General features: G+C 65.5%; 19 protein-coding genes. 17 read left to right on the plus strand and 2 right to left on the minus strand.

The window, feature by feature from the left end; translation table 11 throughout:
- The first annotated feature begins 72 nt into the window (after window positions 1-72).
- The 4 genes from C0J29_RS05695 (at window position 73) to C0J29_RS05710 (ending at window position 5,052) form a co-directional block, all read left to right on the plus strand.
- The gene (locus C0J29_RS05695) at window positions 73-2,439 is read left to right on the plus strand and encodes an arylsulfatase (RefSeq protein WP_120791743.1); all 2,367 of its coding nucleotides are present in this window, start codon (window positions 73-75) and stop codon (window positions 2,437-2,439) included.
- Complete coding sequence (locus C0J29_RS33580; protein ID WP_242460361.1) at window positions 2,432-3,082, plus strand: hypothetical protein; 651 nt, start codon at window positions 2,432-2,434, stop codon at window positions 3,080-3,082. Before C0J29_RS05695 ends, C0J29_RS33580 begins: the two co-directional genes overlap by 8 nt.
- 4 nt (window positions 3,083-3,086) lie before the next feature.
- Complete coding sequence (locus C0J29_RS05705; protein WP_120791744.1) at window positions 3,087-3,989, plus strand: formylglycine-generating enzyme family protein; 903 nt, start codon at window positions 3,087-3,089, stop codon at window positions 3,987-3,989.
- A 97-nt stretch (window positions 3,990-4,086) separates the two neighbouring features.
- Window positions 4,087-5,052, plus strand: a complete 966-nt coding sequence (locus C0J29_RS05710; RefSeq protein WP_120791745.1) for a DUF4436 domain-containing protein — start codon at window positions 4,087-4,089, stop codon at window positions 5,050-5,052.
- Window positions 5,053-5,068: 16 nt separating this feature from the next.
- Here C0J29_RS05710 and pstS read toward each other — a convergent pair whose 3' ends face one another.
- Window positions 5,069-6,199: a phosphate ABC transporter substrate-binding protein PstS gene (gene pstS / locus C0J29_RS05715; RefSeq protein ID WP_120794573.1), complete on the minus strand. Its 1,131-nt coding sequence runs from the start codon at window positions 6,197-6,199 to the stop codon at window positions 5,069-5,071.
- A 258-nt stretch (window positions 6,200-6,457) separates the two neighbouring features.
- On the opposite strand from pstS, the gene C0J29_RS05720 reads away from it, so the two are divergent.
- The 3 genes from C0J29_RS05720 to C0J29_RS05730 all read left to right on the plus strand — a co-directional run bounded on the left by C0J29_RS05720 (window position 6,458) and on the right by C0J29_RS05730 (window position 9,440).
- Window positions 6,458-7,429 carry a DUF4436 domain-containing protein gene (locus C0J29_RS05720; protein ID WP_120794574.1) on the plus strand — a complete coding sequence of 324 codons (972 nt, stop codon included), beginning with the start codon at window positions 6,458-6,460 and terminating at the stop codon, window positions 7,427-7,429.
- A 16-nt stretch (window positions 7,430-7,445) separates the two neighbouring features.
- A complete protein-coding gene (locus C0J29_RS05725; protein WP_231513441.1) occupies window positions 7,446-8,333 on the plus strand; it encodes a DUF4436 domain-containing protein in 888 nt (295 codons plus the stop codon).
- A 195-nt stretch (window positions 8,334-8,528) separates the two neighbouring features.
- Window positions 8,529-9,440, plus strand: a complete 912-nt coding sequence (locus tag C0J29_RS05730) for a DUF4436 domain-containing protein (RefSeq protein ID WP_065043598.1) — start codon at window positions 8,529-8,531, stop codon at window positions 9,438-9,440.
- Here the strand turns inward: C0J29_RS05730 and C0J29_RS05735 are convergent.
- Complete coding sequence (locus C0J29_RS05735; RefSeq protein ID WP_120791746.1) at window positions 9,437-9,646, minus strand: hypothetical protein; 210 nt, start codon at window positions 9,644-9,646, stop codon at window positions 9,437-9,439. The two genes, C0J29_RS05730 and C0J29_RS05735, sit on opposite strands and share 4 nt — an antisense overlap.
- A 228-nt stretch (window positions 9,647-9,874) precedes the next feature.
- Between C0J29_RS05735 and rplN the strand changes: the two genes are divergently transcribed.
- The 10 genes from rplN to rplO are packed head-to-tail and all read left to right on the plus strand — an operon-like array spanning window position 9,875 to window position 14,049.
- A complete protein-coding gene (rplN, locus tag C0J29_RS05740; RefSeq protein WP_055580336.1) occupies window positions 9,875-10,243 on the plus strand; it encodes a 50S ribosomal protein L14 in 369 nt (122 codons plus the stop codon).
- A complete protein-coding gene (gene rplX, locus C0J29_RS05745; protein ID WP_065043583.1) occupies window positions 10,244-10,561 on the plus strand; it encodes a 50S ribosomal protein L24 in 318 nt (105 codons plus the stop codon).
- 2 nt (window positions 10,562-10,563) lie between these two features.
- Complete coding sequence (gene rplE / locus C0J29_RS05750) at window positions 10,564-11,127, plus strand: 50S ribosomal protein L5 (RefSeq protein WP_065043582.1); 564 nt, start codon at window positions 10,564-10,566, stop codon at window positions 11,125-11,127.
- Window positions 11,128-11,131: 4 nt separating this feature from the next.
- Window positions 11,132-11,317 (plus strand): type Z 30S ribosomal protein S14, encoded by a 186-nt coding sequence (locus C0J29_RS05755; protein WP_055580333.1) that lies wholly within the window; start codon window positions 11,132-11,134, stop codon window positions 11,315-11,317.
- 20 nt (window positions 11,318-11,337) lie between these two features.
- A complete protein-coding gene (gene rpsH, locus C0J29_RS05760) occupies window positions 11,338-11,736 on the plus strand; it encodes a 30S ribosomal protein S8 (protein ID WP_055580332.1) in 399 nt (132 codons plus the stop codon).
- A gap of 14 nt (window positions 11,737-11,750) precedes the next feature.
- Window positions 11,751-12,290, plus strand: coding sequence for a 50S ribosomal protein L6 (gene rplF / locus C0J29_RS05765; protein ID WP_065043581.1), 540 nt, complete (start codon window positions 11,751-11,753; stop codon window positions 12,288-12,290).
- Window positions 12,291-12,325: 35 nt separating this feature from the next.
- A complete protein-coding gene (gene rplR, locus C0J29_RS05770) occupies window positions 12,326-12,694 on the plus strand; it encodes a 50S ribosomal protein L18 (protein WP_120794575.1) in 369 nt (122 codons plus the stop codon).
- Window positions 12,695-12,731: 37 nt separating this feature from the next.
- Window positions 12,732-13,418, plus strand: a complete 687-nt coding sequence (gene rpsE, locus C0J29_RS05775) for a 30S ribosomal protein S5 (RefSeq protein WP_065043579.1) — start codon at window positions 12,732-12,734, stop codon at window positions 13,416-13,418.
- Complete coding sequence (gene rpmD / locus C0J29_RS05780) at window positions 13,415-13,612, plus strand: 50S ribosomal protein L30 (RefSeq protein ID WP_065043578.1); 198 nt, start codon at window positions 13,415-13,417, stop codon at window positions 13,610-13,612. The genes rpsE and rpmD overlap by 4 nt, the downstream gene beginning before the upstream one ends.
- Window positions 13,609-14,049, plus strand: a complete 441-nt coding sequence (gene rplO / locus C0J29_RS05785) for a 50S ribosomal protein L15 (RefSeq protein WP_065043577.1) — start codon at window positions 13,609-13,611, stop codon at window positions 14,047-14,049. Before rpmD ends, rplO begins: the two co-directional genes overlap by 4 nt.
- The last annotated feature ends 67 nt before the right edge of the window (window positions 14,050-14,116 follow it).

A 14,116-nucleotide genomic window follows, 5' to 3' on the forward strand; every position in this document is an offset into this window, starting at 1 on the left:
CTGTTTTCTACCTGGCGCGTGTAATGTCCTCGGACGTTCGGGTGGTCAATTCAACGGTGAGGCTGACGGCATATGACGGGTTCGACGCAGTCGGGACAATTCCAGGGCAAGATCGAACTGGACATTCGCGATTCGGAACCGGACTGGGGCCCGTACGCGGCGCCGACGGCCCCGGAGAACTCACCCAACATCCTGTACCTGGTCTGGGACGACACCGGCATCGCGACCTGGGACTGCTTCGGCGGGCTGGTCGAGATGCCCGCCATGACGCGCATCGCCGAGCGCGGCGTGCGCCTGTCGCAGTTCCACACCACCGCCCTGTGCTCCCCGACGCGCGCATCGCTGCTCACCGGCCGCAATGCCACCACCGTCGGCATGGCCACCATCGAAGAGTTCACCGACGGCTTCCCGAACTGCAACGGGCGCATCCCGGCCGATACCGCGTTGCTGTCCGAGGTGCTCAACGAGCGCGGCTACAACACCTACTGCGTGGGCAAGTGGCACCTGACGCCGCTGGAGGAGTCCAGCATGGCCGCCACCAAACGCCATTGGCCGACCTCGCGCGGCTTCGAGCGGTTCTACGGATTCATGGGCGGGGAGACCGACCAGTGGTACCCCGACCTGATGTACGACAACCACCCGGTGAACCCGCCCGCCACCCCCGAGGACGGCTACCACCTGTCGAAAGACCTCGCGGACCGGACAATTCAGTTCATCCGCGACGCCAAGGTGATCGCGCCCGACAAGCCGTGGTTCAGCTACGTCTGCCCCGGCGCCGGCCACGCGCCCCATCACGTGTTCACCGAATGGGCCGACAAGTACGACGGCGTATTCGACATGGGCTACGAGAAGTACCGCGAGATCGCGCTGGAAAAGCAGAAGGCGATGGGCATCGTGCCGGCGGACACCGAGTTGTCGCCGATCAACCCCTACCTGGACGTCAAAGGACCCAACGGCGAGCCGTGGCCGCTACAGGACACCGTGCGGCCCTGGGATTCGCTCAACGACGAAGAGAAGAAGCTGTTCAGCCGGATGGCCGAGGTGTTCGCCGGCTTCCTGAGTTACACCGATGCCCAGATCGGCCGGATCCTGGACTACCTGGAAGAGTCCGGTCAGCTGGACAACACCATCATCGTGGTGATCTCCGACAACGGGGCCAGCGGCGAAGGCGGACCGAACGGCTCGGTCAACGAAGGCAAGTTCTTCAACGGCTACATCGACACCGTCGAGGAGAGCATGAAGCTCTTCGATCAGCTCGGCGGCCCGCAGACCTACAACCACTACCCGATCGGGTGGGCGATGGCGTTCAACACGCCCTACAAGCTGTTCAAGCGCTACGCCTCGCACGAAGGTGGCATCGCCGACACGGCAATCATCTCGTGGCCCAACGGTATTGCCGCACACGGTGAGATCCGGGACAACTACGTCAACGTCAGCGACATCACGCCCACCGTCTACGACCTGCTGGGCATGACGCCGCCGGACACCGTCAAGGGCATCGCGCAGAAGCCGCTGGACGGTGTGAGTTTCAAAGCCGCCCTTGATGATTCGGGTGCCGACACCGGCAAGACGACCCAGTTCTACACGATGCTGGGCACCCGCGGCATCTGGCACGACGGATGGTTCGCCAACACCGTCCACGCCGCCACCCCCGCCGGATGGTCGCACTTCGACGCCGACCGCTGGGAACTGTTCCATATCGAAGCCGACCGCAGCCAGTGCCACGACCTGGCCGGCGAGCATCCGGACAAGCTCGAGGAGCTCAAGGCCCTGTGGTACTCCGAGGCCGAGAAGTACAACGGGCTGCCGCTGTCGGACCTGAACATCATGGAAACGATGATGCGCTCGCGGCCCTACCTGGTGGGCGAGCGCGACAGTTATGTCTACTACCCCGACTGCGCCGACGTCGGCATCGGCGCCGCCGCGGAGATCCGTGGCCGTTCCTTCGCCGTGCTGGCCGACGTGACGGTGGAGACCACCGGCGCCGAAGGGGTGATCTACAAGCAGGGCGGAGCGCACGGGGGACACGTGCTGTTCATCCAGGACGGCCGCCTGCAGTACGTCTACAACTTCCTCGGTGAACGCCAGCAGCAGATCCAGTCGAACGGGCCGATCCCGTTGGGCCGGCACCTGTTCGGCGTCCGTTACGACCGCACCGGGACAGTCCCGAACAGCCATACGCCGATCGGCAGCGTGACGCTGTACTTCGACGAACACCCCGTCGGAACGCTCCCCGACGTCATCACCCACCCCGGGACATTCGGGCTGGCCGGGGCCGGCATCACCGTGGGACGCAACGGCGGCTCGGCTGTGTCCAGCAAGTACAAGGCGCCGTTCGTGCTGACCGGCGGTACCGTCGCCCAGGTCACCATCGACCTCTCCGGCCGGCCCTATGAGGACGTGGAAAAGGAACTCGCGCTGGCCTTTTCGCGTGACTGAAGTGTCGGTGAAACGGGTGTGGAGCCTGGTCTGCCTGCTGGGCGTCCTGGCCGGTTGCGACTCGCACACCGGGGGATCGGGCGCGCCCGCGCCGCATCCGGATCCCGCTGAACCGGTGCCCGGCATCGCGCCCACCCGTCCCGACCACATTCCGCCGAACGCACTGTCGTGTGTCGTCGCACCGGTCGGCGACGGCGATCCGACCCCGGCCGTCGTGTCCGACCCCGCTGCCCCGCGAATCACGATCACGGTGCCCCAGGGTTGGACATCGACACCGGGCGCCGGCGACACCGCACTGAACGCCAGTGGCCCGGACACCCTGTCCGCTACGGTGACCATCGCGGCGACCGACCTGACCCCCGAAAGCGCGTTCCTGCGCCACACCTCCGCCGTCGGCGGGTCCCTGCCGCGGCTGAAGTTCTCGGTCACCGGCTCACCGTTCTGCGGGTACAGCAGTCAGCAACTCACCGGCACCCTGCAGGGCCCGTCCGGCGGCATCGACTTCGCCGATCGGATCACCCACATCTGGACCAACACCAAGCAGTACCTGGTGACCATCCACGTGCAGGCGAACGCCGGCACGTCCGGCTTCAAGGAAGCACGATCGCAGTTGACACAGGATTTCTCAGTCGTCATACCCTGATGTCGTGTTGACGGAGCTGGTTGAACTTCCCGGCGGTTCCTTTCGGATGGGGTCGACGAGCTTCTATCCGGAAGAGGCGCCGATCCATACCGCGACAGTGGGCGCCTTCGCGGTGGAGCGGCACCCGGTCACCAACGCCCAGTTCGCCGAATTCGTCCGCGCCACAGGCTATGTGACGGTGGCCGAGCAGCCGCTCGATCCCGAGATGTATCCCGGTGCCAACCCCGAGGACCTGGTTCCCGGCGCGATGGTGTTCCGCCCGACGGCGGGTCCGGTCGATCTGCGCGACTGGCGACAGTGGTGGGACTGGGCGCCGCAGGCCTGCTGGCGCCGGCCGTTCGGAGTCGACAGTGACCTCCTAGCCGACCCGGCCGACCGCGCCGAGCATCCCGTTGTGCAAGTGGCGTATCCCGACGCCGCGGCCTACGCCCGGTGGGCCGGCCGGCGCCTGCCCACCGAGGCCGAATGGGAGTACGCCGCCCGTGCCGGAGCGACCGGCACGTACTCGTGGGGGGACGAGGAAAAGCCGGGCGGGCAGTTGATGGCCAACACGTGGCAGGGCCGGTTCCCGTATCGCAACGACGGTGCGCTGGGCTGGATTGGCACCTCGCCGGTGGGGGCGTTTCCGCCCAACGGCTTCGGCCTGGTCGACATGATCGGCAACGTCTGGGAGTGGACCACGACCGAGTTCACTGCACACCACCGAATCACGCAGCAGCCCAAGGCCTGTTGCATGCCGACCGGCCCCGCCGATCCGACGGTCAGTCAGACTCTCAAGGGCGGATCACACCTGTGCGCGCCGGAATACTGCCACCGCTACCGGCCCGCCGCCCGCTCACCGCAATCCCAGGACACCGCGACCACTCATATCGGGTTCCGGTGCGTGGTGGATCCGAAGTCCCGCTAAAGAAATTCGTGTATCTGTCGCTCTGCGCCTGACTGCCGGTTAATGTGTGACGAGTTTGCTCCATCTCGCCCGTGCTGTCACCGAAAGGCCGCGACCGATGAGCCACCAGGCCCCGCCGCCCGCACCGCCGACTCAGCCACCAAGTCCGCCGCCGACTCAGCCACCCGGTCCGCCGCCGACCGAGCCGTCCGGCCCGAAGCCCAAGTCTCGAGGAAGGCGCCTCCTCGTCGATGTCGGCGTAATCATCGCCCTCATCGTGGTGTATGCGCTGTCGCTGTTTGCCGTGCATTTACTGGCCACGTCCGGGTCTAAGCCGCCGCAGGCAGATTTGGGCACCACCGCTGACACGGTGGTGCAGGTGCGGCTGGAGAAATTGGACCCGGTCGCCAACCGCCTGACGGTGAATGTGCTTGTTCTGCCCGAAGATGACAAGTACGACAAGAACTTCGACGTGCTGACTCAGGACCTCGCGGTGCGAATGGACCCCGAGAACGACCTGGGTGATCTGTCGTTCCCGGCGGGCAAAAAGCCCGCGCAGCAAAGCACCGTGATCGAGGCGGAAGGCGATCCCGCCCTATGGCCGTTCGACTCGTACACCACCGACACGATCAAGGCCACGGTGCTGGTCGGTAAGGGCAGCGATCGGACGAAAGAACCGGCCCGTGTTGAGGTGTTCGGGACGATCGACGGCTGGGACGTCAGTGTCGAGCGCGTCGGCGACGTCACTCAAACCGGTGACCGCCCAGACGACGTCATCATCACGCTGCACCGAGCCAAGGGCACGCTGATCTTCGATGTCGGCATCATCCTGGTTCTCATCGCACTGCCCGCCCTGGCGTTGTGGGTGTCTATTCCAATGGCGTTGGGTAAGAAGAAGTTTCTACCGCCATTCGTTTCCTGGTTCGCCGCCATGCTGTTCGCGGTGGTGCCGTTGCGCAACATCCTGCCGGGACAGCCACCACCGGGATCGTGGATTGACCAGGCCATCACGCTGTGGGTGTTGCTCGCACTGATCGTCGCGATGAGCCTGTTCATCCTGGCCTATCGAAGACAGTCGGACTGAGTCCCTGGCGGGCGAATCACTCCGCCTGCAGCGAGCCGCCCACCGCGCTGATCGCGTCGACGGCCTGGGACACCCGGGCCTGAAATCCCGGCGGAAGCGGGATATAGCCGACTCTGTTCAGATCGACCTGGCCCGGCCCGATCGCGGCCTGCAGGAACGCCTTGACCGCGAGTGCGACATCCGGTGTGGGGTACTTGGAGCAGACGATCTCGTAGGTGGCCAGCACGATCGGGTAGACGTCCGGTTGGGCCGGGTTGTAGAACGACGAGATGTCGAGCACGAGGTTGTTGCCGTCGCCGACGATCTTGGCCCCGCTGATGGTCTTGCCGACCGTGTCGGTGCCGATCCGCACGGGCCGCAGTGAGCGGCGGCTCGCGGGCGTCTTGATCTCCGCGGCATAGAGCCCTTGTTCGAGGGCGAAGGACAACTCGTTGTAGCTGATCGCGCCCTCGGTGGACTTGACCAATTCCGCGGTGCCCTTATTGCCGACGGCGCCGACGCCGACACCGCCGTTGAACGCCTTGCCGGTGCCTTGCTTCCACGCCCCCGCGGACGCGGCGTTGAGATAGGACTGGAAGTTGTCAGTGGTGCCGGACGCGTCGCTGCGGTAGATCACTCGGATGTCTTCGGCCGGCATCGACGCATTGAGCGCGGTGAGCGCGGGGTCGTCCCAGCGCGTGATGGTTCCGTTGAAGATCTTCGCGAGGGTGGGCCCGTCGAGAACCAGGGTGTCCACGTTGGCGAGGTTGTACGTGATCGCCATCGGGCCGAACACGACAGGCAGGTTCCAGGCGTCCGCCCCGCCGCACCGCTCCTTGGCGGCGGCGTACTGGTCACCGGACAGGGGCGTGTCCGATCCGGCCAGATCGGTTTTGCCGGAAAGGAATTCGTTGATCCCGGCGCCGGAGCCGATGGCGTTGTAGTTGAGCGTCTGTTGATTGCAGGCTTTGTGGTAGGCGTCGATGAACCGCGTCATCGCATGCGCCTGCGCGGTCGAGCCGCTGGCAACGAGCGTCTGTTTGCCGCCGCAGTCCACCTTGGCCCCGCTGACGTAGGGGAGGGTGGCCTGCGCGGTGGAGCAGGCTGAGAGGACCAGGGCACCCGTGGCCAGCACGCCGACCCCAACGGCCGGTCGTTTGCGCGTCATGCGGTCGCCCCCTTCCAAGCGGCAGACGCTCATGCTGACATCGGCAGCTGTCGGAATCGGCGAACATCGGGTGAACCCGTGGGCCTTTCTGAATGAACGTCCGGTGTCAGCTGGCGCGAAGCCCGCCCGCTGCCAGATTACGTCCAGATGTATTGCGGGTGAACCGAATTCAGTCGAGACGCGGAGGGTCGTCGAGTTCGCTAGCATCTGACCTCGTGCCGTCCTGGCGGGGGCGCGTGTGGCGAGCGGAGGTGTGTGATGACCACTGAGGCTCCACCCATCCCGTCGACGGACAAACCCCGGCCCGCGGCAGAGAAGCCGCACAAGAAGAAGAAAAAGCCGGGCGCCAAGAAGCAGGAAAAACCGCGCCTTCTGGTCGGCATCATCATCCTGACGGTGATCGTCATCTTCTATGTCCTCTCCCTGGTCGGCGTTCACTTCCTGCAGCGGTCAGAAGGTCCACTTCCCCCGCTGGACCTGAGCCAGGGCGGCGGCGATGCCACGATCGTCCAGCTGCGGCTGGAGGAGCTGAAGCCGGTCGCCAACCGCTTGACGGTGGATGTGCTTGTCTATCCCAGCATTTCGTCGTACGACAACCGGTTCGACGTGCTGGGCACCGACGTGGCCGTACGCCTGTATCCCACCAGCGATCTGGGCGATCTGCACTACCCGAAGGGCAAGGCGCCGGCGCAACTCAGCACCACCGTGGAAGCACACGGCGACCCCGGCAATTGGCCGTTCGACTCCTATCGCACCGAGCCGATTGCCGCCGACGCGTTCGTCGGGCCCGGGGACAACCTCAAGAAGGTGCCCGCTCGCGTGGAGGTGACCGGGGCGCTCGACGGTTGGGAGATCAGCGTCAACCGGGTGCACGACCCCGCCGCGCTGCCGACCTCACGCGCCATGGACAACGGAAACGTGGTCATCACCTTCAAGAGGGCGAAGGGCCCGCTGATCTTCGACCTCGGCATCTGTCTGGTGCTCATCGCCCTGCCCACCCTGGCTCTGCTGGTGGCCGTCCCGATGGCCTTGGGCCGGCGGAAGTTCCTGCCACCGTTCGCGACCTGGTACGCCGCAAACCTTTTCGCCATCGTCCCGCTGCGCAACATCCTGCCGGGCGCCCCACCGCCCGGTTCGTGGATCGACCAGGCGATCGTGCAGTGGGTGCTGATCGCGCTCGTGACGGCGATGAGCCTGTACATCGTCGCTTGGGTCCGGCAGGGGGACTGATCTACCATCTGACTTCGTGTCGCCCGACGCTCCCCCGGCTGAGCCGGGGATTCCCGAGCACAAACACATGTCGGTGCGAAAGCACCTGCTGCTCGACTCGTCGATCCTCATCGGCTTCGCCGCCGTCTACATCTTCACCCTGCTGAACTATCAGTGGCTGGCCCCGCACCCGCTGCCCAAGGTGGATCTGCGATCACCCAAGGACACCGTGGTGAAGGTGCACATCGACGGCCTGCGCAACAAAGAGAACATGCTCGACGTGACGCTGGTGCTCAAGCCGGACGAGGCGATCGTCAACAAGAAGACCGGCCGGCTGAACGTGGACACGGCGGTGCGCTTCCCCATGCAGGACGACATGGGGGAGCTGTCGTACGACCTCGACAAGGCGCCGGAGCCGAAAGACACCACCATCGAGGCGCGGGGCGAGCCGCGCAACTGGCCACTGGATACCTACACCACCGACCCGATCCGGGCGGAGTGGCTGGTCGGTGCCGGCGAGGACCGGCACTACGAAGCCGCCAAGATCGAGGTGGACGGATCGGCGGACGGTTTCGACATCGACGTCGCGAGGGTTGAAGACAGTCCCAACGACGTCGTCATCACCCTGAAGCGGACCAGGGCACAGCGGATCTTCGACATCGGCATCTGTCTGGTGCTCATCACGCTGCCGGCGGTGGCGTTGTTCGTCGCCATCCAGATGGTGACGCGCCGACGGCCTTTCCTGCCGCCGTTCGGCACCTGGTACGCGGCGATGCTGTTCGCCGTGGTGCCGTTGCGCAACTTCCTTCCCGGCTCGCCGCCGACGGGGGCCTGGATCGACCAGGGCCTGGTGATCTGGGTGCTGCTGGGACTGGCCGCCGCCATGGTGATCTACATCGTGGCGTGGTACCGAGACCGGGCCTGAGGGTCCGCTGGGCAAGGGGATCGACGCATCCCCGCCCGGGTCGTCGCCGCTGTGTTAACGCAGGTGACGCGCAATGTTACGGGCGCGTAGCACGTCGTACCAAAAGCTGCTAGCAAACAAATCAATTGCTAATCTGCCGCAGTGACAGTGCACAGAGAGCTGGTCGCACCGGTGGGCGCTCGACCCGAGTTCGACCTGGACGAGACGTTCGCGCTGCCCGCGCACAGCCCCACGGATGCCGATCGCCAGCGCCGCCGCCGCCACCTCATCCTGGACGTCTCGGTCGTCCTCAGCGTTGTCGTCGTCTACCTGCTGTCGCTGTTCGGCTACCACCTGCTGGCCACCTCGCCCGGACCGCTGCCCGAACCGGACATGACGACCACGGACAACAGCGTGGTCCTGGTGCGCATCGAGCAACTGCACGCCGTCGAGCATCGCCTGGACGTGAAAGTACTTGTCAAGCCCGATGATTCGATGATCGATCCACGCCTGAACGTGCTGAACACCGATACCTCGGTGCGCTTCTTCCCGCAGAACGACCTGGGCGATCTGCAATATCCGATGGGCAAGTCGCCGGCGCAGGTGGCCACCACCATCCCGGCGCACGGTGAACCCGGCGACTGGCCGTTCGACACCTATACGACCGACACCATCCAGGCCGACGTGCTGGTCGGGGCCGGCGACGGCCGTCAATACAAACCGGCCCGGGTCGAAGTGACCGGCGTGCTGGAGGGCTGGGACGTCTCGGCCACCCGGGTCGGGCGGGACAGCCACGACCCCAACCGCCCCGACAACGTGATCATCACCATCAAGCGGGCCAAGGGACCGCTGGTCTTCGACCTGGGGATCTGCCTGGTACTGGTGGCGCTGCCGACGTTGGCGCTGTTCGTGGCGATCCAGATGCTGACCGGCCGGCGCAAGTTCCTGCCGCCGTTCTCCACCTGGTATGCCGCGATGCTGTTCGCGGTGGTGCCGCTGCGCAATATCCTGCCCGGTTCCCCGCCGGCCGGCTCCTGGGTGGACCAGGCCGTGGTGATCTGGGTGCTGATCGGGCTCGCTACCGCCTTGATCCTCTACATCCTGGCCTGGCATCGGCAGGGGGACTAGGACTCCGGAGGTCGGCGCCCGGTGTTCGGTGGCGGATAAACCGACCTGGCGATCGTCGCCGAGATCCATCCGATCAGCCAGCCGCCGGCGAGGATCAGGAAAGTGTGCAGGCGGTCGGGGTACGTCAGCGCTACGACAACGAGGACCACTGCCCAGGTCAGTGCGCAACCGACGCTGTAACCCGTATAGGTCCCGCGCAGCCGCATACCACGAAACTACTCGCCGGACGGGCCGGGCGGTCCGGGACAATTTGGTGCTGGGCTGGGCGTCCCCTAGACTCTAGGGGTTGCCTTGGGCAGACCTCGGCCGGCTTGAAGTTTGGAGCCGGCCCCGCGTGCCTTTCGGTGACAACTGTTTTCAAGACCGCGCACGTCAGGTGCTCAATGAGCATGTCTTAGCCTGCCGCGCGCACGTCCACCAGGTCAGGAGATCGAGTGATTCAGCAGGAATCGCGGCTGAAGGTCGCCGACAACACCGGTGCCAAGGAGATCTTGTGCATCCGGGTGCTCGGCGGCTCGTCGCGACGCTATGCCGGCATCGGCGACATCATCGTCGCCACGGTGAAAGACGCGATCCCGGGCGGCAACGTCAAACGGGGTGACGTCGTCAAGGCCGTCGTGGTGCGCACCGTCAAGGAGCGCAGGCGTCCCGACGGCAGCTACATCAAGTTCGATGAGAACGCCGCGGTGATCATCAAGCCCGACAACGACCCGCGCGGCACCCGCATCTTCGGGCCGGTGGGTCGCGAACTGCGGGAGAAGAAGTTCATGAAGATCATCTCGCTCGCCCCGGAGGTGTTGTAGGTGAAGGTCCATAAAGGCGACACCGTGCTGGTCATCGCCGGCAAAGATAAAGGGGCCAAGGGCAAGGTCATTCAGGCCTACCCGGACCGCAACCGGGTGCTGGTCGAAGGCGTCAACCGGATCAAGAAGCACACCGCGGTCTCGACCAACCAGCGCGGCGCCCGCTCGGGCGGCATCGTCACCCAGGAAGCCCCGATCCACGTGTCCAACGTGATGGTGGTCGACTCCGACGGCAAGCCCACCCGCATCGGTTACCGCGTGGACGAGGAGACCGGCAAGCGGGTCCGCATCTCCAAGCGCAACGGCAAGGACATCTGACGATGACTACTGCAGAGAAAACGCAGCCGCGTCTAAAAGAGCGGTACCGCAGCGAGATTCGGGACGCGCTGCACAAGCAGTTCGGCTACGGCAACGTCATGCAGATCCCCACGGTGACCAAGGTCGTGGTCAACATGGGCGTCGGCGAGGCCGCCCGGGACGCCAAACTGATCAACGGCGCCGTCAACGACCTGTCGCTGATCACCGGTCAGAAGCCGGAGATTCGCAAGGCGCGCAAGTCCATTGCGCAGTTCAAGTTGCGCGAAGGCATGCCGATCGGCGCTCGGGTCACCCTGCGCGGCGACCGGATGTGGGAGTTCCTCGACCGGCTCACCTCGATCGCGCTGCCCCGTATCCGTGACTTCCGCGGCTTGTCGCCCAAGCAGTTCGACGGTGTCGGTAACTACACCTTCGGCCTCGCCGAGCAGTCGGTGTTCCACGAGATCGATGTGGACAAGATCGACCGGGTCCGCGGTATGGACATCAGCGTCGTCACCTCGGCGACAAACGACGACGAAGGACGAGCGCTGTTGCGGGCCCTCGGCTTTCCCTTCAAGGAGAACTGAGCAGATGGCGAAGAAGGCACTGGTCAACAAAGCCAACCGCAAGCCCAAGTTCGCGGTGCGCGGCTACACACGCTGCAGCAAGTGCGGCCGTCCGCGTGCGGTGTTTCGCAAGTTCGGGCTGTGCAGGATCTGCTTGCGCGAGATGGCGCATGCGGGCGAGTTGCCCGGCGTGCAGAAGAGCAGTTGGTGACGGGACACAGGGACTAAACCATGACCATGACTGATCCGATCGCAGACTTCTTGACGCGTCTGCGCAACGCCAACTCGGCGTACCACGACGAAGTGACCTTGCCGCACTCCAAGATCAAGGCCAACATCGCCCAGATCCTCAAGAGCGAGGGTTACATCACCGACTTCCGCACCGAGGATGCTCGGGTCGGCAAGTCGCTGATCGTCCAACTCAAGTACGGCCCCAGCCGCGAGCGCAGCATCGCCGGTCTGAAGCGGGTGTCCAAGCCCGGCCTGCGGGTGTACGCGAAGTCCACCAACCTGCCGCGGGTGTTGGGAGGCCTTGGCGTCGCGATCATTTCGACGTCCTCGGGTCTGCTCACCGACCGTCAGGCAGCCAGACAAGGCGTGGGCGGCGAAGTCCTCGCGTATGTCTGGTAGTAGGGGAGAGATAGATGTCGCGCATTGGTAAGCAACCGGTTCCGGTCCCGTCCGGAGTCGACGTAACGATCGAGGGCCAGAGCGTCTCGGTGAAGGGACCCAAGGGGACCCTGGCACTGACGGTCGCCGAGCCGATCACGGTGGCGCGCAACGACGATGGCGCGATCGTGGTTTCCCGTCCGGACGACGAGCGGCGCAACCGTTCGCTGCACGGGCTGTCTCGCACCCTGGTGGCCAACCTGGTCACGGGCGTGACCGAGGGCTACACCACCAAGATGGAGATCTACGGCGTGGGTTACCGCGTGCAGCTCAAGGGCAGCAACCTGGAGTTCGCGCTCGGCTACAGCCACCCGGTGGTGATCGAGGCGCCCGAGGGCATCACGTTCGCCGTGCAGGCTCCGACGAAGTTCACGGTCACCGGTATCGACAAGCAGAAGGTCGGCCAGATCTCGGCGAACATCCGCCGCCTGCGCCGCCCCGACCCCTACAAGGGCAAGGGCGTGCGCTACGAGGGTGAGCAGATCCGCCGCAAGGTCGGAAAGACAGGTAAGTAGTCATGGCGCAATCACAGGCTGAAGCCCAGAAGCCCGTGGGTCAGAGCGTATCCGCGACCCGCCGGGTCTCGCGGCTGCGCCGGCACGCACGGCTGCGCAAGAAGATCTCCGGCACCGCGGAGCGTCCCCGGCTGGTAGTCAACCGGTCTTCGCGGCACATTCACGTGCAGTTGGTGAATGACCTGAATGGCACCACCGTGGCCGCGGCTTCGTCGATCGAAGCCGACGTGCGCGGTCTGGATGGGGACAAGAAAGCCCGTAGCGTGCGGGTCGGACAGTTGATCGCCGAGCGGGCCAAGGCTGCCGGCGTCGACTCCGTGGTCTTCGACCGCGGCGGCTACACCTACGGTGGACGAATTGCGGCATTGGCCGATGCTGCCCGCGAGAACGGATTGCAATTCTGATGAGCAGCTTCAGCCTGATGAACGGAAGGACCGCATAATGGCGGAACAGCCGGCTGGCGGGCAGGGCCCGGACAGCCGTGACGGCCGCGATGGACGCGACGGACGGGGCCGCCGTGATGGCGGTGGCCGTGGCGGCCGCGACCGCGACCGGGACGGCGACAAGAGCAATTACCTGGAGCGGGTCGTCGCGATCAACCGTGTCTCCAAGGTGGTCAAGGGTGGTCGGCGATTCAGCTTCACCGCCCTGGTCATCGTCGGCGACGGCAATGGGATGGTCGGCGTCGGCTACGGCAAGGCCAAAGAGGTTCCCGCCGCGATCGCCAAGGGCGTCGAGGAGGCCCGCAAGGGTTTCTTCCGGGTGCCGCTGATCCGCGGAACCATCACGCACCCGGTGCAGGGCGAGGCCGCAGCCGGCGTCGTGCTGTTGCGCCCGGCCAGCCCGGGTACCGGTGTGATCGCCGGTGGTGCGGCGCGTGCGGTGCTGGAATGCGCTGGCGTGCACGACATCCTGGCCAAGTCGCTGGGTAGCGACAACGCGATCAACGTGGTGCACGCGACCGTCGCCGCGCTGAAGATGCTGCAGCGTCCCGAGGAGGTGGCCGCTCGGCGCGGTCTGCCCATCGAGGACGTCGCTCCGGCCGGCATGCTCAAGGCCCGCCGCGAGAGTGAAGCGCTGGCCGCTAGCTTGAATGCGGGGGCAGCGCGAGAGGGAACAGCACAATGAGCCAGTTGAAGATCACCCAGGTGCGCAGCACCATCGGTGCGCGCTGGAAGCAGCGCGAGAGCCTGCGCACCCTGGGTCTGCGCAAGATTCGCCACTCGGTGATCCGCGAAGACAACCCGCAGACGCGTGGGCTGATCGCCGTGGTGAACCACCTGGTTGAGGTGGAGTCGGCGCCCGAAAGGAAGACACAGTGACCATCAAGCTGCACGACCTGCGGCCTGCGCCGGGGTCGAAGACCGCGCGCACCCGAGTCGGTCGCGGTGAGGGCTCCAAGGGCAAGACCGCGGGCCGCGGTACCAAGGGTACGAAGGCCCGCAAGAATGTTCCGTCGACCTTCGAGGGTGGGCAGATGCCCATCCACATGCGCCTGCCCAAGCTGAAGGGCTTCCGTAACCGGTTCCGCACCGAGTACCAGGTGGTCAACGTCGGCGATATCAACCGGCTGTTCCCCGAGGGCGGTGCGGTCGGCATCGACGAGTTGGTGGCCAAGGGCGCCGTTCGCAAGAACGTGTTGGTCAAGGTGCTCGGCGACGGCAAGCTGACCGTCAATGTCGACGTGACCGCGCACAAGTTCAGCGGCAGCGCGCGGGACAAGATCACCGCAGCGGGCGGCAGCGCCACCGAGCTCTAAAGTTCTACCGCGAGCAGTCGCAAAATCGCACGAATCCGCTTCGCGGAGTGCGATTTTGCGACTGCTC

It is taken from the genome of Mycobacterium paragordonae (assembly GCF_003614435.1).
Classification (GTDB): domain Bacteria; phylum Actinomycetota; class Actinomycetes; order Mycobacteriales; family Mycobacteriaceae; genus Mycobacterium; species Mycobacterium paragordonae.